The 18,617-nt window shown below is 49.4% G+C and carries 16 protein-coding genes and 2 pseudogenes; 17 read left to right on the top strand and 1 reads right to left on the bottom strand.

All coding sequences use genetic code 11. The features are described 5' to 3' along the window. Positions 1–10 precede the first annotated feature (10 nt). From AAIH57_RS07290 to AAIH57_RS07215, 16 genes and pseudogenes are all read left to right on the top strand, one after another. A complete protein-coding gene (locus tag AAIH57_RS07290) occupies positions 11–784 on the top strand; it encodes an ABC transporter ATP-binding protein (RefSeq protein WP_430021109.1) in 774 nt (257 codons plus the stop codon). Further along, a complete protein-coding gene (locus AAIH57_RS07285; protein WP_430021108.1) occupies positions 781–1,533 on the top strand; it encodes an ABC transporter permease in 753 nt (250 codons plus the stop codon). Before AAIH57_RS07290 ends, AAIH57_RS07285 begins: the two co-directional genes overlap by 4 nt. Beyond that, positions 1,530–2,603 (top strand): ring-opening amidohydrolase, encoded by a 1,074-nt coding sequence (locus tag AAIH57_RS07280; protein WP_430021107.1) that lies wholly within the window; start codon positions 1,530–1,532, stop codon positions 2,601–2,603. The genes AAIH57_RS07285 and AAIH57_RS07280 overlap by 4 nt, the downstream gene beginning before the upstream one ends. A gap of 42 nt (positions 2,604–2,645) precedes the next feature. After that, the gene (locus tag AAIH57_RS07275) at positions 2,646–3,080 is read left to right on the top strand and encodes a cupin domain-containing protein (RefSeq protein ID WP_175398856.1); all 435 of its coding nucleotides are present in this window, start codon (positions 2,646–2,648) and stop codon (positions 3,078–3,080) included. A gap of 16 nt (positions 3,081–3,096) precedes the next feature. Beyond that, positions 3,097–4,704: a PucR family transcriptional regulator gene (locus AAIH57_RS07270; protein ID WP_175398855.1), complete on the top strand. Its 1,608-nt coding sequence runs from the start codon at positions 3,097–3,099 to the stop codon at positions 4,702–4,704. Positions 4,705–4,740: 36 nt separating this feature from the next. Then, positions 4,741–6,489, top strand: a pseudogene (gene atzF / locus AAIH57_RS07265) (allophanate hydrolase). A gap of 248 nt (positions 6,490–6,737) precedes the next feature. Continuing rightward, positions 6,738–7,205 (top strand): hypothetical protein, encoded by a 468-nt coding sequence (locus AAIH57_RS07260; RefSeq protein WP_430021106.1) that lies wholly within the window; start codon positions 6,738–6,740, stop codon positions 7,203–7,205. After that, positions 7,202–8,275 (top strand): CehA/McbA family metallohydrolase, encoded by a 1,074-nt coding sequence (locus AAIH57_RS07255; RefSeq protein ID WP_430021105.1) that lies wholly within the window; start codon positions 7,202–7,204, stop codon positions 8,273–8,275. Before AAIH57_RS07260 ends, AAIH57_RS07255 begins: the two co-directional genes overlap by 4 nt. After that, on the top strand, positions 8,275–9,027 hold the full coding sequence (locus AAIH57_RS07250) for a glycerophosphodiester phosphodiesterase (RefSeq protein ID WP_430021104.1): 753 nt from the start codon (positions 8,275–8,277) through the stop codon (positions 9,025–9,027). Before AAIH57_RS07255 ends, AAIH57_RS07250 begins: the two co-directional genes overlap by 1 nt. Continuing rightward, the gene (locus tag AAIH57_RS07245; RefSeq protein WP_175398850.1) at positions 9,012–10,076 is read left to right on the top strand and encodes a LacI family DNA-binding transcriptional regulator; all 1,065 of its coding nucleotides are present in this window, start codon (positions 9,012–9,014) and stop codon (positions 10,074–10,076) included. The genes AAIH57_RS07250 and AAIH57_RS07245 overlap by 16 nt, the downstream gene beginning before the upstream one ends. Continuing rightward, positions 10,052–10,876 (top strand): ABC transporter permease, encoded by an 825-nt coding sequence (locus AAIH57_RS07240; protein ID WP_175398849.1) that lies wholly within the window; start codon positions 10,052–10,054, stop codon positions 10,874–10,876. The genes AAIH57_RS07245 and AAIH57_RS07240 overlap by 25 nt, the downstream gene beginning before the upstream one ends. Positions 10,877–10,916: 40 nt before the next feature. Beyond that, positions 10,917–11,957: an ABC transporter ATP-binding protein gene (locus AAIH57_RS07235; RefSeq protein ID WP_175398848.1), complete on the top strand. Its 1,041-nt coding sequence runs from the start codon at positions 10,917–10,919 to the stop codon at positions 11,955–11,957. Between the two features lie 14 nt (positions 11,958–11,971). Continuing rightward, on the top strand, positions 11,972–13,135 hold the full coding sequence (locus tag AAIH57_RS07230) for an extracellular solute-binding protein (RefSeq protein WP_430021103.1): 1,164 nt from the start codon (positions 11,972–11,974) through the stop codon (positions 13,133–13,135). Further along, entirely contained in the window at positions 13,132–13,971 is an 840-nt protein-coding gene (locus tag AAIH57_RS07225) for an ABC transporter permease (RefSeq protein ID WP_430021102.1), read from the top strand. Before AAIH57_RS07230 ends, AAIH57_RS07225 begins: the two co-directional genes overlap by 4 nt. A gap of 237 nt (positions 13,972–14,208) precedes the next feature. Next, positions 14,209–14,838 (top strand): annotated as a pseudogene (locus tag AAIH57_RS07220) (acetoacetate decarboxylase); the annotation flags it as partial. Between the two features lie 14 nt (positions 14,839–14,852). Next, entirely contained in the window at positions 14,853–15,887 is a 1,035-nt protein-coding gene (locus tag AAIH57_RS07215; protein WP_430021101.1) for a ketopantoate reductase family protein, read from the top strand. Between the two features lie 147 nt (positions 15,888–16,034). On the opposite strand, the gene AAIH57_RS07210 is transcribed toward AAIH57_RS07215, so the two are convergent. After that, positions 16,035–16,418, bottom strand: coding sequence for a RidA family protein (locus AAIH57_RS07210; RefSeq protein ID WP_430021100.1), 384 nt, complete (start codon positions 16,416–16,418; stop codon positions 16,035–16,037). 484 nt (positions 16,419–16,902) lie between these two features. Here AAIH57_RS07210 and AAIH57_RS07205 point away from each other — a divergent pair, with 484 nt between their 5' ends. Further along, positions 16,903–18,552, top strand: coding sequence for a catalase (locus tag AAIH57_RS07205; RefSeq protein WP_430021099.1), 1,650 nt, complete (start codon positions 16,903–16,905; stop codon positions 18,550–18,552). Positions 18,553–18,617 lie beyond the last annotated feature (65 nt).

The raw sequence follows: 18,617 nt of genomic DNA, 5'->3' as shown, positions 1-18,617 counted from the left end.
AGTGATTTTAATGCTAACAACGGCTTCTTCCAAAAACGAAATCGCGGTTACGTTGAAAAATTGCTCCTTATCGTTTGGTGACGTAAACGTACTGAATAATGTGTCGATTGATATTTATAAAAATGAATTTGTTTCCATACTCGGACCAAGCGGCTGCGGCAAATCAACACTACTCCGGTTAATGCTCGACTTGCTTCAGCCGAACGCGGGAGGAGAGATCGTCTATCCATCGAAGGATCTCTCGCTCGGCATGGTATTCCAGAAGCCGGTATTGATGCCTTGGCTGACTGCAATCCAAAATATCTCCCTGCCGCTCACGATCGGAGAGAAGAAATTCACCAAAAAGGAGATCAAGGAAAAAGCGGAGTCCTCGCTTCGGTTAGTTGGACTGCAGGATTTCATGAATCATTTCCCGCATCAGCTCAGTGGAGGCATGCAGCAAAGGATTGCGATTGCACGGGCGCTCGCGGCAGATCCGACGGTATTGCTTATGGATGAGCCCTTTGGTGCATTGGATGAATTTACGAGAGAAAAGCTGAATTTCGAGTTACTGCGTTTATGGGAGAGTCCCGAAACAAGCCTAAGCACGGTCGTTATGGTTACCCACTCGATTCAGGAATCTGTGCTTTTATCCAACCGCGTTATCATGATGTCACCAAGGCCTGCGGGAGTGGAGGATATTATTTCAGTTCCGCTGCCGTCACCGAGAGAGGTGGGGATGGATGAACTTCCGGCCTTCCATCAGACTGTAAATGAGTTAAGAAAGCGGGTCAAACATCTATGAGGACAAAAATACAAGACGCCATGTATCCCTTCGTATTCGCTATCGCCTTCCTGGTATTGTGGGAACTTGCTGTACGTCTCTTCGATATACCGCTCTATTTGCTCCCATCTCCCACTGGAATCATATCTGTTATGGACAGCTCGTTGTGGTCGCATATGCTAGTCACGCTGATGGAAGCTTTGGCGGGCTTCGTACTGGCCAATTTCTTCGGATTGATTACCGCTGTCATATTCGTACATTCCAAACCCATTGAAAAAGGAGTATTCCCGCTGGCCATTGCGCTCAAAACTACCCCGCTTGTCGCTCTGGCTCCGCTTCTGGTCGTATGGATGGGGACGGGTTACTCTTCCAAGGTTGTAGCTTCGATGCTAATCTGTTTCTTTCCCATTCTGGTCAACAGCGTTAAGGGTCTAAAAGCGATTGAGCACGAAGCGTGGGAACTTTTCTCCACATATAAAGGTACCAAATCGGAAATTTTCTGGAAGTTGCGGCTGCCGACGAGTTTGCCTTACGTGTTCTCCGCGTTGAAAATTTCGACCTCTCTAGCCATTGTTGGTGCAATTGTCGGTGAATTTGTCGGCGCAAACAAAGGGCTAGGCTATGTCGTCTTGGTTTCCTCGTACCATATGGATACGCCTGTGATGTTCTCCGCAATTATCGCTTCAGCATTATGCGGACTTGTTCTATTCTGGGCAATCAGCTTACTTGAGAAAAAAATTATATTCTGGCAAAGGGCGGATGACCTATGATGAAATGCACCGTGAACCGTGTTCCAAGCCGTTCCCCTAACGACTTGGTGTCGCTTGAGCAAGCGATCAAAGAAGGAGTAATTGATCCGCAAGATGTGGTTGCGGTTCTAGGCAAAACGGAGGGCAATGGCTGCGTGAACGATTTTACACGAGGCTATGCTGTTTTAGCTTTAAAACAATTTTTTAGCGAAAATCGCAAAGATTCAACCTTTCCAATTTCTTATGTCATGTCAGGAGGAACCGAAGGCATATTGAGCCCTCACTTTACGGTGGTCAGCCGCAAAGGTGCCTACAGCCCAAGTGAGGTGAGAAAGGATCAAAAATCACTTGCGATCGGAGTGGCTAAGACGGCTGATTTCCTTCCGGAGGAGATTGGAAGGCTGGCTCAAGTGGATGAGGTGGCGGCGGCTGTTCAACGAGCCATAGCGGAAGCTGGCATCGAGTCCGCGGCAGATGTACATTTTGTGCAAATTAAGTGTCCGCTGCTGACGTCGGAGGACGTGCAAGATGCTCAAAATAGAGCTCATAGCACCGTAACGGAAGATACTTATAAATCAATGGGGTATTCGAGGGGCGCATCGGCAATTGGTGCAGCAATTGCTCTCGGAGAGGTTGATCGGGCGGAGCTTAAGGATACGGATATTTGCGGGTCCTGGCAGCTGTTCAGCAATGTCGCCTCAACCTCCGCAGGAAGCGAGCTTGCGTATTGTGAAGTAATCGTCTTCGGTAATTCTGCCTATGCGGAAGGTCCGTACTTCATCGCCCATGATGTGATGAAGGATGCCATTGACGCGGCTGCACTCAAACGTCTGCTGGTGTCACACTCAGATTCTGAAATGGTACAGGTGCTCGCTAAAGCAGAGGCAGATCCAACAGGATTCATTAGGGGCAACCGGCATACGATGCTTGATGATTCGGATATCAATCATACGAGACATGCACGTGCTGTCGTCGGAGGTGTACTTGCCTCAGTGTGTGGCGATCCGATGATATACGTATCCGGTGGTGCTGAGCATCAGGGGCCTCCAGGCGGCGGGCCGGTAGCGGTCGTTTTCAAGCGTAAGGAATAAACGAACATCCAACAAACAGCCAAAGATGGAGGAACGATAACGATGATCACAGCAAAGAAAACTGAGGTAATTATTGGAGAAGAAATGCAATGGGGGCTTATGCCAGACCATATTGAACTTTATCACCGCGAGATTGTGTCTGCGTCACAGGCCGATCAAATGGGCTTTCGCACCAGCTCCGTTCTATGGGAGAAAATTGGAGTTGGCGGTCAGGTACTGCCGCATTTTCATGATGTGGCTGAAATAATCTATATTACGGTTGGTAAAGTAAAGCTGTTGTGCAATGGAGAATGGAAAAGCTACAAGGCGGGCGATACGTTCCATGTCCCGGCAGGCGTCGTGCATTCGGTAGCGAATGACGATGATCAACCGACCGAGCAGATCAGTATTTTTTTACCTGTAGAAGAAGATACCCCGACCAACTCGTTTTTTAATACAACGCTGGTGGAAGACGTGTATTCTACAAAATTGAAATAGTCAGGCGGGACATGAGATGGCAGATCACAAGAAGGCAGGATTCACGTGCAACGATGTTTTCCTGATCCCCGACTTTAAGGAAGCTGTCGTCTTGGCTGGCGCTAATGGCATGCAGCGAATCATTAATCGCGTCAACGTGATGGAAGTGCCGGATGTCATCGATTGGGTGCGTCCGGGGGAGTTTTTAATAACGAGCGGCTTCCCATTTCGAGATCAGCCGGATGCGATCGCGGATATCATTCCGCAGTTAGTGGAGAAAGGTGTATCGGCCCTCGGGATTAAGACCAAACGATTCATCGATCAAATTCCTGCACGTGCGCTGGAGCTGGCTGATCAGCTCGATTTTCCGATCTTTGAGCTTCCAGCCGCGATCGTATTTTCGGATGTTGTCCGGGATATCATGGAGCGGGTGCTCGTGCAGGAGGCAAGGGAGCTTTCGCTGCTGCAAAGCCGTTTTCAGAAGTTGTCACAGCAGCTGCTGCACGGGAAAGGATTAGAGGAATTTTTGCAGACACTGGATAGCATACTGAACAATCCGATTATATTGCTGGATGATTCCAATCAACTCTTTCTTTCTCCACAGGCGGAAATACTAGAGGAAGCGGACAACCCGATGCTATGGGCTGCTCTTCGGGAGGAAAGCAATCTCGGAGTAAGCTTCATTACACTGGGCGAGCGCCGAATCCGTGTATATGTGTCGGCTGTCAATGACAAGCAATACGATAAATGCCTGCTCGTCCTGCTCGAATGGAATCAGGAACATTCCGTTGTTGATCGGCTGACGATCGACCGTGTTGGTGTTTTGGTAGGGTTAGAGATGATTAATGCGAATGCTAGGCGGGAAGTAGAGCTGAAATACGTCGACCAGTTTTTGCAGGATTGGATTACGGGCAGGATCGTTACCATAGAGGATTTAAGGCTGCGTGCCGAAGCGTGCGGGCACTCTCTCGAGGATGACCGGCCGCGCTGCGTTGCCTTAGTACGCTTTCTAAACTCCAAACCAAATATCAAGACGATGCAGCAGGCGATTAAACGGCTGAGAACCAAATCCATATGCGAGGACCTTCAAGCAACGATACTGGAGGGGGAAATGATTTTTCTTTTTCCGGAGGCGATGAATGGTATCCGAAATGTGGCGGTTGAAGCGATTTTGGCGGATATGAAGACACTTTTCCCAACAGAGAGCTTCTCGCTTTGTGTCGGTAATCGAACCCTTGTTGCAGAAAAGGTTCATGAGAGCTATAACGATGCCAAAAAAATTCATCATATCAGCTCCATTTGTGATTACCGTGAAACGTATGTCGACTACATGAAGCTTGGTGTATTCCAACTGCTCTATCATCTTCCAGATACGGAGGAGGTTCAAGATTACCGAGACCGATTTATACTGCCACTGCTTGCATACGATGCGAAGCATAACTCCCAGCTGTTTGAAACCCTGAAGGTTTATTTCAAGCACAATCGAAATGTGAAAAAGACTTCAGCAGAGCTGTTTACCCACTATAATACCGTATCCTATCGGGTAGAGCGCGTATGTGAACTGCTCGGTATAAACATGGATAATGGCGACGATATATTGCAGCTGCATTTGGCTGTGAAGCTTAACGAAATGAGACCGGCCTAATGTAAAAACAGGCAGGTGTTTAAGGAGGGAAGTCGGATGAGCAGACTGAATATGCCGCATGAGCTTACAGTTGATTGGCTGCAAGCGAGTTATGGAAGCGGGAAAATTACTCCTGAGCAGGTCATAGAAGAGATTATTCACCGTGCCCAAGAGGACGAAGGAATGAACATTTGGATTACACCGCCTGTGCTCGAGAGAATTCAGCCTTACTTGAACAACCTCAAGTCAATGGATGCTTCCCTGCCGCTTTGGGGCGTGCCATTCGCAATTAAGGACAACATAGATTTGGCCGGCATACCCACGACGGCTGGCTGCTCCGAATATGCTTATATTCCCGAGAAGCATGCTGCAGTCGTAGAGCGACTTGTGAATGCGGGAGCGATTCCTGTTGGTAAAACGAATATGGACCAATTTGCCACAGGACTTGTTGGCACCAGAAGTCCTTATGGTGAGACGCATAATGCGCTAAGCGAAAAATGGATTAGTGGCGGCTCCAGTTCGGGTTCTGCCGTTGCGGTAGCGAGGGGGCATGCGGCATTCGCTCTAGGTACCGATACTGCGGGTTCTGGACGAGTTCCTGCAGCATAGAATCGCCTTGTAGGCTATAAGCCGAGCCTTGGTGCGTGGCCAACAAAAGGTGTTGTTCCTGCTTGTGCAAGCTTGGACTGTGTAACCGTATTTACCCATTCTTTACAGGAAGCAAGAGTTATTGATGAGCAAGTCCGCGGGTTTGAGCCATCGGATCCTTGGTCAAAGAGCGTTCCTCGCTTGAAGGAGAAGCTTCCGAAGAAGCTATACTTGCCGATGAAACCCTTGAACTTTTTTGGACCAATGGCAGAGGAATACGGTAAAGCGTGGGATGCAGCGGTTGAGAAGATCGAAGCGCTCAATCTGCCAGTTGAATATATCAATTACGATATGTTTGAGCAGGCTGCAGCGCTCCTTTATGAGGGCCCATGGGTTGCCGAGCGCTGGGCCAGTGTAGGCGAATTTGTAGATGCGCGTCCAGGGATCACGTTTCCGGTGACCGAACAAGTTTTGCGTTCGGGTGCATCCGGCAAGCATGATGCAGCTTCCGTATTTACAGCGATGTATAAGCTGCAGGAGCTGCGTATGAGAAGTAATGAGCTTTTGAAAGGAGCCGTTCTTGTCATGCCGACCTGTGGAGGAACGTGGACAAGAGCGCAGGTTGAAGCTGAACCCATAACCACGAATTCGGACATGGGGCTTTATACGAACCATTGCAATCTGCTCGATCTATGCGCGATTGCAGTACCGGCAGGTGATGCGGCGACAGGAATACCTTTTGGGATTACACTGTTTTCGCTTTCGGGAAATGAGCATCTGGTGGAACAAGCTGCAGCTTCGTTTCTTGGAGCAGACTTGCCGCCTTTGAAAGTGAATAGGCCAGAGACGATAGCGCTTGCCGTTTGTGGCCTGCATATGAGAGGATATCCACTGGAGAAGCAGATGCTGGAGTTCGGGAGCCGATTCGTCTATGAGGCACATACGGCAGAGAAGTATCAGATGGTGAAGCTGCCTACAGTACCGGCTAAGCCTGGTTTGCTAAAAAAGAATGCGGGAGGGGGCGCGTTTGCGGTGGAAGTGTGGGAGATGCCAGCAGCTTCATTTGGTGCTTTTGCTGCACTCATTCCAGCTCCGCTCGGCATCGGCAAGATTGAATTGGCGGATGGAACAGAGATACCTGGTTTTATATGCGAGGGCTACGCGGAAGTGGGTGCGGAGGATATTTCCGCTTACGGAGGCTGGAGAAACTCACCATAAACAATAAGAAGTCATATTAACTTACTGCGACCAGCCTTCAACGCGAAAACAATCTAGTGATAAAAAAGATAGGGCGGCCATTCTTCTTTTAATAGAAGAGTGGTCTTTTTTGCATTTACAGAACATTAACATGATGCAGATACAGGCCTGATTTTTCACCCGTAACATTAGTGGTGGATGTGGGAACGGTCCCACACCATCCATAAAGGGATTGAAGACTACGAAAAAAAGAAAGGCGGTGCGGCCCAATGAAGCTGGTGGATCTGCAAGGATATGCGGCACCCGTGGATTCCAAAACGCATATTCGAATTCCATTTGAGTTGGACGAGGGCTGTGACAAGCTGCACCTGCGATTACAATATGCACCGAAGATGCTGGACAATCGGGAGAAGGCACTGCAGCTGCTCAAGGACAGTTACGACTTATACATCTTGCCGGAACATCGGGAATACGCGATCTTCAACGCCGACCGATATCTGCCCTTGAAAAATCTGATAACCCTCTCGCTGGACGATGCGCAGGGATACCGCGGAGCGTGCCACCGACAAGATGAGCTGCAGGAGCTGTTCGTATCGGAGCAAGAAGCTTCTCCAGGCCTGATGGCGGGCGAGCTGGTCCCTGGACACTGGAGCGTCACGCTCAGCCTGCACTGTATCGTGACGGACACCTGCGATTATCGGCTGCAAATCTGGACGGCGGAGGATGACGGGATATGAAATGGCTCGCCTGCGAACTACATACGCACACACTGCACAGCGACGGCAGCCAGACACTGGAGGAGCTCGCTGAGGGAGCGGCCAAACTGGGCTTCGATGCCATCGCGCTGACCGACCACAACACGATGTCCGGCTTGATCGGCAAAGAAGAAATTGAGCAGAAATATGGACTTCGGATCATCCCAGGCATGGAGTGGACAACGTTTTACGGTCATATGGTCACGATTGGGCTGAGCGCTTTTGCCGACTGGCGTCAAACGGTTCAGGGCGGGATCGATGAAGGAATCAGATCCGTGCACCGCCTCGGCGGAATCGCCGGGCTCGCCCACCCGTTCCGTATGGGCAGTCCGGCCTGCACAGGCTGCTTCTGGGAATACGAGATCGAGAATTGGTCTGCCGTTGACTATATTGAAGTCTGGTCCGGCACATTCCCTTCTATCCAACTGAACAACCGACGGGCATTCGATCTATGGACAGACAAGCTGAACGAAGGATATCGAATTGCCGCTACTTCGGGCCGAGACTGGCACACGCAGAGTGAGACGGATGAGCCGATCTCGGTCACTTACCTCGGCATCGAGGAAGATGGAATGGCGGAGAACGGGAATTCCGCTGCCTTGTCAACCTGTGAAGAAACGCTGATTCGTACGCTGCGGGAAGGGCGTGCGTCCGTTACGATAGGACCCCTGCTGACCCTGACGCTGGACGCAGGGGGTACATTCTGCCCGATCGGCTCTACAGTTCCAGCGGTAGTTGAGAGAGGGAAAAGTACTGAGCGGCCGATTATAGCAAATTTGATGCTGGACTTCTCGGTCCGCGCCGGACTGTGGTCGCTGCCGAAGCAAGTCTGCAGACTGAAGCTGTGCTCCAATCTGGGCGAAGAGCTGAGCCTGGAAGTCCCCGTGCCATTAGACGGACAAATGATGCCGTTCAAAGCCCAACTGCCGGAGTTTCCTCCCGCTATCCCTCGCCGGTGGATTCGAGCCGAGCTATGGGGAACCGTACGGGGTGCCCATGTGCTCATTGCCTTTACCAACGCGATTTATTTCAACGAAGGAGGATACTTGTGATGAACAAATTCCCACTGATCACGGCTCACACCGGCTGCATGGGCCATCCTGATCATTCTTTGGAGTCACTGCAGGCCGCCCTGACACTTGGCGCGGATATTTACGAAGACGATATCCGGTTGACTCGGGACGGCGTACTGGTGCTAGCGCATGACGAAGAAATTGCCTTGGCGGACGGAAGCTGCGGCAATCTGGCAGAGATGACGCTAAAAGAGCTGGAAGAAGGCAGTTCAGCACCGTTTCCAACCCTTCAGGATGTGCTGGAGCAGATTCGTGAAGCTGGTAAAATCATGAATCTCGACATCAAAAAGGACAGTGCTCTGGAGCCGCTGTCTGCCCTGGTTGAACAAATGGGTATGACGGAGCAGGTATTCCTCAGCGGCTGCACGTACGCGACGGCAGTCAAAGCCGGACGGTATGCCCCGCACATCCGCAGGCTGCTGAATGTAAACATTGACAGCTTCAGAAGTATGCACTATGGCGAGGCGATTATCCAGGCGTGCGCAGAAGGTCGCGAAGCCGGCTGCTTTGGGCTTAACGTGCCATATCAGGTGGTTCGGCAGGAGCTGCTGGACGCCGTGCGGCGGAACGATCTGGATATTTACGTCTGGACGATTACGGAGGTGGACGACATGAGGCGCCTTGCCCAGTGGGGCGTCGATTCGATAACAACCCGCGATCCGGCGAAGCTGATCGCCGTCCGGAGAGAATCGGAATTTGCAGAGGAGAATAGGGATTGGACAATAAGCTAAATCACAGTCTGCGGGAGCTGGCGCAGCTGGCTGGTGTATCGAAATCGACCGCTTCTCGGGTCATCTCCGGAAACGGATACGCAAGTCCCGAAGTCAGGGAACGTGTACTCCAGGCGGTAGAACAGCTTCGCTACAAGCCGAGCGCTGTCGCCAGGGCGATGGTAGCCAAGCGGACGTACAACATCGGGGTCATCGTTTTTCGCGACAAGCTTCCGATCGTGTCCCATACATTGTATGGCAGAATTATCGACGAGATTCTGATGGCTGCTGAAGCGTTGGGCTACTCGATCTTCCTGAAGACTGACCGGGAGATGTCGCTCCGCTCCACCGATTATATGCTGGAGCAGCGGGTGGATGGTCTCATTCTGGTCAGTCGGCTGCAGAAAAACGTCATCGACTATGTTAAAAACTTTCATATCCCTTACCTGATGGTAAATGGCTCAACGGAAGATCCGGACGTCGTGCATCTCGTTAGCAATGACGAAACCGGCGGGGAGCGAGCCGCAGAGCATCTGTATGAGAGAGGACATCGCAGGTTTTTCATCATCGCCGGACCGGGGGAGCACCGGAGCCACTCTTTGCGGCTGGCTGGCTTCCGTAAACGGCTGGAATCTTTCGGTGTTTCTTCCGGTAAGGTGGAGTACACCATCGTTGAATCGCCGGAATCCAGCTTCCAATCTGGCCGGAAACTGATGGAGGAGCATTATGTGGCATTCCGGGAAGCTGGATACAGTGCCCTGTTCAGCACTAACGACATGCTTGCACTTGGTGCGATGAAAGTACTGCTGGAACGAGGCGTCCGCGTTCCCGAGGAAGTGTCCGTTATGGGGTATGACAATACCGAAGTGTCTGACATGTATCACCCGGCACTGACGACCGTCAGCGTGGATGCGGCAGGTATCGGTCGGGACGCGGTGGCGATTCTGGATCAGCTGATCGGCGGCGAGGAGAGTGTGCCGCGTCTGATTGAATACGAAAGTGAAGTGATCGTTCGTCAATCGACGAATGGAAAGGAGGACGAAACATGTTTTGGTACTGGAAACACGTAGGCCCGAGAAGGATTATCGAATTTTTGCTGCTGACTGTGTTCGCCGTTTTTTTCGCGGGGCCGCTGGTCAACCTGCTTGTGCTTGCCTTTAGCGAAAAGTGGAATTATCCGGACATCCTGCCCCAGGTATGGGGCTTCAAATGGTGGGAGTTCGTGCTGGCGAAGGATGATATCGTCTCGTCGATTTCACTGTCGTTTCTCATTGCCACTCTGGTAACCCTGCTGTCTATTGTGGTCTGCATCCCGGCAGCATACGCGTTCGCCAGACTCCAGTTTCCACTGAAGCGGATGTTCCTGTTCTCATTCCTGCTGACGCACGCTTTTCCCAAAATGGGATTGTACGTCTCCATCGCGGTTCTCTTCTACCGAATAGGCCTGATGAATACGCTGTTAGGCGTCGTGCTGATCCATATGATTAACGTGTTGATGTTCATGACCTGGATTCCGACTGCTGCTTTTCGCAACGTACACCGGGCGCAGGAGGAATCGGCGCGGGACGTCGGAGCTAGTCCATTCAAAGTCTTTCGCAGCATCACGCTGCCAATGGCGATGCCGGGCATCATGGTTGCTTCAATCTTCACATTCCTCAATTCGCTCGACGAAGCGCAGGGGACATTCCTGGTCGGCATTCCCGACTACAAAACGATGCCGATCGTGATGTACTCGATCATTTCCGACTTTCCGAGCAGCGCCGGGGCCGTATTCTCTATCATCCTGACGCTGCCGACGATCATCCTGCTGGTGGCAGCCCAGCGGCTGGTGAGCGCGGACGTGCTCGCAAGCGGTTTTCAAATGAAATAAAAAGGTTTGGGTCAAATACCGGGCAAAGGGAGGCGGCAGCATGCAGTTATCTGTACGAGAGTTAGCAAAACGCTACAAAACCGGTGACGGAGTCAGCGGCATCAACATTGATATTGAAAAAGGCGAGCTGGTCACCCTTCTCGGTCCTTCGGGATGCGGGAAAACGACCGTGCTGCGCAGCATCGGCGGATTCCTTGAACCGGACTCCGGCGACATCCTAATCGAGGGCAAAAGTGTCATTCAACTTCCACCGGAAAAACGGCCGACCTCGATGGTATTTCAGAGTTATAATTTGTGGTCGCATATGTCGGTGTACGACAATCTGGCGTTCGGCCTGAAAATCCGCAAAGTGCCGAAGGCGGAGATCCGAACGGCGGTCGAAGATGCACTCAAGTTGGTCCGGCTGTCAGGCTTCGGAAAGAAGTATCCGGCGGAACTCTCGGGCGGACAGCAGCAGCGGGTGGCACTGGCCCGGTCGCTGCTGCTTAATCCGGCGGTGCTGCTGCTGGACGAGCCATTCTCGGCACTGGACGCCAAGTTGCGGCATGAAATGCGAGAAGAACTGCGGGAGATTCAGATGAAGACGGGACTCACAATGGTATTCGTCACGCACGACCAGGAAGAAGCACTGTCGTTATCTGACCGCATTATCGTCATGAATCATGGGCGCATCGAGCAGATTGCCGAGCCGCAGAAAATCTATGATGAGCCCGCTTCATTATATGTCGCCGGTTTTATTGGCAAGATGAATTTTCTGAAGGGGGTGGCTGAAGGGGAGGACATCCGGATAGGAGACCTTCGCCTGCCGAACGAGAAAGGATTAACCGGGCAGGTGATGGCGGCGATCCGGCCGGAAGATGTTCAGGTGGGCAGCAGCATGGATGGGGAAGGTGTTTTGGCGGGCAAGGTCAAGCAGGTGATGATTCTGGGACATTACGCCGAGATTACCGTGGAACTGGCGGAATTTGGCATTATACGCGCTTTCCTGAACAAGGAAGTCGTACAGCAGCTGCAAGTAGGAAAAGACGTTGGCGTCTCGATATCGAAAATGACCGGATTCCCGGTCGATGAATCGAACTGAGGAGGATGAAACATATGCGTTTGAAGAAGCCATTGTTATCGTTATTGACTGTTGTGGGATTGTCGGTGTCATTGCTGGCCGGGTGTGGAAACGGAAGCGAGAACAAAAGTACCTCCACTGAGGGAAGTGCTGCGGCATCGGGAGATCCGGCATCTTTTAACTTTTATTTTACCGGTTCGCAGAACGTCAAGGACCTGTGGGATTCACTGGAGCCGATGTTTGAGAAACAGCATCCGGATATTGACGTGAAACTGGTTTACATTCCGTCTGGCACCGGCGCTGAGCCGACTTACGACCGGATCGTTGCCGCCAAGACGGCGGGTAAAGGCTCAGGAGATATCGACCTGTACGAAGACAGCATTGCCTACGTTTCACAGGGCACGAAGGACGGAATATGGACGCAATTAAACGCGGATGACATTCCGAACCTCAGCAAAGTCAACGCAGAAACAATGAAGGATGTGGACAACTTCGCAGTGCCGTATCGTTCATCCGCAGTGGTGCTGGCCTATGACAGCAGCAAAATTTCCAATCCGCCGACCACGCTGGATGAGCTGCTGGAATGGATCAAAGCCAATCCCGAGCAGTTTGCCTATAATGATCCGTCAACAGGTGGTTCCGGCAGTTCGTTCGTCCAGACGATCGTCTACAAAGACCTGCCGGAAGAAGACATTCACAACTCCGATCCGGCGATCATGGAGAAATGGGACGGCGGCTTCAACACCCTCCAGGAAATCGGACCATATGTCTACGGTCAGGGCATCTATCCGAAAAAAAACCAGGGTACGCTGGATCTGTTGATGAACGGAGAAGTATCCTTGATTCCGGCCTGGTCGGACATGGTGCTGCAGCAGCTGAATGAAGGTCTGCTGCCGGATACAATCAAGATGCAGCAGATCACGCCAGGCTTCAATGGCGGACCAACTTATCTGATGGTCAATCAGGAATCGGACAAGAAGGAAGAGATCAATGAATTCCTGAACTTCGTCCTCTCGCCGGAAGCACAGGAGGTCATCGTTGAGAAAATGAACGGTTTCCCGGGCATTGAGCTCTCCAATATGTCGCAGGATATGCAGGATAAGTTCGACGGCGTGGCCGAAGGCTTCCGTACGTTCAACATCGGGGATCTGGGCACAGAGATTAACAAACGCTGGCAGAGCGATGTTGCCGCACAATGAGTAAGGAAGCCAAACAGTCGATCACGGGCCTGGCAATGGTCCTCCCCTCCTTCGCCATCCTGCTGATCGTTGTTATTATCCCGATCGTCCAATCCTTCATCATGAGCTTGAGCAACGGCTCTGGCGGATACGATCTGAGCCGCTATACGTATCTGTTCACCGATAAGGGGATGCGCAACAATATTGTCTTTACGCTTCGGGTCACCGCCATTACGTGCGTTGCCGTGATGCTGGTCAGCTACACGCTGGCGATCTACATGCGCTTCAACCAGGGACCGATCGTCAATCTGATCCGCAAAACTTACATGATCCCGCTGTTCATCCCCGGTGTCATCGCCACCTATGGTCTGATCAACCTGCTCGGCAACCACGGCTGGCTTGCCCGCATGCTCGAGGTCGTCGGTATTACGCTGCCGCGCATCATTTTTGACGAAAAAGGTATCATCATCGCCAATCTGTGGTTCAACATTCCGTTTACAACGATGCTGCTCAGCTCTGCGCTGTCGGGCATTCCTTCGTCGGTCATCGAGAGTGCGAAGGATGTGGGCGTAGGGAGATTAACACTGTTTACTCGGTTTATCTTTCCTCTATCATACAAGACATTTCTTGTTGCCCTGACGTTCGTCTTCATGGGGGTCATCGGTTCTTTTACCGCGCCCTACCTGATTGGAGCCAACTCTCCACAGATGCTGGGTGTCTCCATGCAGCAGGTGTTCAGCGTCTTCCAGGAGCGCGAACAGGCAGCGGCGATCGCTTTCTTCTCATTTCTGCTCTGTTCGGTACTGGGCGCGTTCTATATCCGGTCGATGGCGGAGGAGGAGAAGGCGAAGATCTAGGTGTGATCGTGAAAAGGTAAATGTTGAAGCGCTCCTTTACAGGGAGCGCTTTTTTTGATGTGAAGACACGTTTGGTTGAATAAGGATGATGAGCGCTGCCAAAATGGAAAGGTTTCTGTAAATATTCTTTTTGAAGCAAATCTCTAAAATAACACTAATTTTTTTGGAACCTAATCAACCTTAAACATGCCAGAGTTAACTTCATAGTAAGCAGTAATAAAATCACGAAAATTGCTAACCGATGAAAAGGCTTTGCGGGCAGCAGTGCCAGAGCCTTTGGAAATCACTCAACCTTTGGTTAAATTTGAAGTTATGTGGATGCCGGATGTTTCTGGACTGGGAGCATATACCGAAGCTGGACAAGTTATTCCTGTGCAATTTAATGGGGAGGAAGGCGATTATGTGCATTCGATGTACGTGGACAACTTTCCTGCGATTGCAAGTGGGAGGGAGCTGACAGCGTATCCCAAAAAGTTAGGTGCGCCCAAGTTGTATACCGATTCAGATACGCTTGTCGGCACACTTGATTATGGAACGCTTCGTGTAGCCACGGCGACTATGGGCTATAAGCATATGGAGATGGATAAAGAAATGGCTAAAAGTGAAATATGCCGACCCAATTTTATGATTAAAATCGCTACGGACTATAACGGTAATTTAAGAATTTGTGATTTGATCCGAACTCAAATAACGGACATAGAAGTTAAGGAGGCTTGGACGGGACCTGCAAGACTTCAACTTTTTGAACATGCATTGGCACCTCTTGCAGATCTGCCTGTATTGGAAGTTGTTTCAGCATCCCATATCCTTACCAACTTAACCCTAAACGCTGCACAACCTGTATATAACTATCTGGAAGAGAAATAAGGAGGAGCAACGGAATGAGAATTGCAATTGTAGGAGCAGGTTCTTTGGGAACCATCGTTGGCGCATACCTTGCTGATGGGGGAATGGATGTTGAGTTAATTGATGCTTACCAAGAACATGTAGATACTCTAAATCAAAAGGGTGCTAAAGTCATCGGAACAACGGAGTTTCAGGCAAAGGTGAAAGCCGTGACCCCTGATAACAAATCAGGTAAGTATGATCTCGTGTTACTTTTAACTAAACAATTATATAATGATGCCGTTCTCCAAGAGTTACTTCCGTTCTTGAAAGAAGATAGTATGATCTGTTCGTTGCAAAACGGTATTCCTGAAGAAAAAGTGGCTTCCATCGTTGGGGACAAACGTGTCATTGCAGGATCGGTTGAATTTGGCGCAACGTTCATTGAACCAGGTGTATCAAGTCTAACTACCGAGTACAGCCAATTTAAGAAGTATGCTTTTCAAATCGGAGAATTAAATGGAGAAATCACCGAACGAATTCAGCGTGTTAAATCGGTCTTGGATCTTGTGGGTGGAACACACATTTCCGACAATCTGGTTGGAACCAAGTGGTCAAAATTGCTGATCAACAACGCATTCAGTGGTTTATCAGCAGCATTAAACGGAGAATATGGAGATATTCTTGATAATGAAGTTGGCATTGTGAGTGCCGTTCATATCGCCGATGAGACGATTAAGGTTGGACACGCCAATGGGATCCAATTTGTTAAAATGTATGGATTTGATATCGCCTCGCTTGAACTAAAAAGTAAAAATGATATTCCTGAACGAATTAGAACGTTACAAGTCGTGATGGAACCTTCAAGGCTGTTAAAAGCAAGCATGCTTCAGGATCTTGAGAAAAAACGCAAAACTGAAATTGATTACATTAATGGCGTGGTTTCGAGTAAAGCGGAAGGTACGGGGATTGAAACCCCTTATAATGATTTAGTTGTAAAACTGGTCAAATCTGCTGAAGAAACGCAATCGGTTCCACATTTTCACACGAATATAAAAGCTTTTGAAGATTTGGTAAGTGCACAAATATAAGGTGAATGAAGGGTAAGGGATAAACCGTTGAACTTTAAGTTCAACGGTTTTTTTTTGGGGGAGTTAGGATAAATGGATATGGTCCATATTGATCCTTCTGTTTTGAACAAGTGGTTAGTGATTTTTTAAGCCCAACAGGTGACTGGGTTAGTCCGTGTGTGCGACTGCGCTGATTTCGATCAGTTGAACAGGGGACGCCAGGTATGACACGCCAATGCAGCTGCCGGCCGGTCTGTGTTGACCCATGTATTCCTTGAACAGCTGGATGCATGGTTCGAAATGCTCTTGCGCGTTTGTCAGATAGACCTCCACATAGGCGAGGTTGGACTTCGTGACACCAAATTCTGCTAGCACACGATCGAGATTTTCTAGTGTTTGACGAGTCTGTGCCTCGATATCGCCCTCACCAACAAACGCACCTTCCGTATTATGGGAAAATTGTCCTGAAATGTAGATCGTACCGTTGACGCTGTAGCCCTGCGAGATACCGTGATCCCAAAGATGGTGATTATAAGTTTTGACAGTAGTCATTTGTTTCTCTCCTTTAGTTCAAAGTAAGGTTAGTATAAAACGGGTGTTAATTAAAAAATAGTACGCACTTTATTGATAGCAGCTATCCGAAAAGATAGTGTACCAACGAATATGGCTGCTTATAAACTTCTTAAAACCTTAAGTTCTCAACTTAAATTTGAAGACAGTTGGCATGATGAAAGGCTAATTTACCAACTGAACTTCTCGTAGCATCGCTTAAAAGTTCAAATCCATGTTTAGGTTAATAATGGAAGGGTACCATAATATGGTGGAGATAAATTTGCAAACTTTTAAGGCAGTCTAAAAGAACAGCTGGATCAAAAAGTTGGATCAACTTGGAGCTGCGCCAAAATATTCTAACCATATGGATTAAACCTGCTTAAATAGGTTTATTTAATTTTAAATAACGAGTGCATAATACTGTATAAATTTTCTATTTACAGATAAGATATAGTGGAACTGATTATGGAGGAGGTTTTCGATTTTGGCAGAGAACAATGATAAAAATGCTTTAAACGAACAAGACGTGAAACGTGAGACTTTGACAACGCGCCAAGGCCATCCTGTGAAGGATAACCAAAACATCCGTACTATCGGTAATCGTGGTCCAGCCACACTTGAAAATTACCATTTCATTGAAAAAATCTCCCATTTTGATCGTGAAGAGGTTCAGGAGCGTGTGGTACACGCTCGAGGTTCAGGAGCTTTTGGATACTTTGAAACATACGGAAAAGTTGGAGATGAGCCAGTAGAGAAGTATACTCGTGCAAAAGTATTTTCAGGTGCAGGGAAAAGGACACCCCTAATGGTCCGTTTCTCTACAGTAGCTGGCGCGAAGGATTCGCCGGAAACAGCACGGGATCCTCGCGGCTTTGCGGTGAAAATGTATACGGAAGACGGCAACTGGGATCTGGTTGGAAACAATCTGAAAATTTTCTTTATCCGTGATGCGATGAAGTTTCCGGATATGATTCACGCATTTAAGGCTGACCCGGCTTCGAATGTGCCAAATCCTCAGCGGATGTTTGACTTCGTATCCCGTACACCTGAGGCAACCCATATGATTACATTCCTATTTTCTCCTTGGGGTATTCCAGCTACATACCGGCACATGCAGGGTTCTGGTGTGAACACTTACAAGTGGGTCAATGAGAAAGGCGAGGCTGTGTTAGTGAAGTATCACTGGGAGCCAAAGCAAGGGATACGTAATTTGACGCAGGAAGAAGCCGATGCGATACAAGCAAAGAATGTTGGTCATGCAACGCAAGATTTATATGAATCCATAGAGCGCGATGATTATCCGGAGTGGGAGCTCTTTGTGCAGATCATGGAGGATGATTACCATGAGGAGCTTGATTTTGATCCTCTTGATGATACCAAACTTTGGCCAGAAGAGCAGTTCCCGTGGCTGCCTGTAGGACGTATGGTCCTTGATCGCAATCCAGTAGATTTCCATGCGGAAATTGAGCAAGCAGCTTTTGGCACCGGTGTTCTTGTCGATGGTATGGATTTCTCAGATGACAAAATGCTGCAAGGTCGGACCTTCTCGTACTCGGATACACAGCGTTATCGGGTCGGTTCGAACTATTTGCAATTACCTGTCAACGCGCCAAAAACGGCTGTACGTACGAATCAGCATCGCGGTCAAATGGATATCCGTGACCCGAAAGAGTCCGGGGAAAATCCGCATATTAACTATGAGCCATCGATGCTGGGCGGACTTAAGGAAGCAAGTGAAGAAAAACATCGTCCGCACCATCCTATGTACAATGCAGCAGCTATGAGTGCACCGATTGATCGCCCTAACAACTATGGTCAAGCGGGCCACACGTACCGTAGCTTTGAGGATTGGGAACGCGATGAATTGATTAAAAATCTCTCTGAAGCCCTGGCGGTATGTGAAAAACCGATTCAGGATGCCATGATTGAACACTTCAGACAAGCCGATGAAGACTATGGTCGTCGTGTGAAAGAGGGTATCGAAAAGAAAATGAAAGAAATGCAAGAAATGCAGTCGGAAAACAATGTTCCAGGCCGCGAAGCAGGAAAATCGAAATATGGCCAAGGCTCATTAGCAGCGAACAAAGCAACAAAAGATGCTGTGAAGAAAAGTCAGGAAGCTGATCCATATTAATGATGAAGTAATGACAGGGGTGTCCAGAGTGTCAGTGAAAACTGAATGGCTGGACAGCCCTTTTT

The organism is Paenibacillus sp. MABNR03, assembly GCF_050455445.1.
GTDB lineage: Bacteria > Bacillota > Bacilli > Paenibacillales > Paenibacillaceae > Paenibacillus > Paenibacillus xylanilyticus.
The sequence above is the reverse complement of the archived record's forward strand: the minus strand, read 5'-3'. Positions and strand labels throughout refer to the sequence as shown.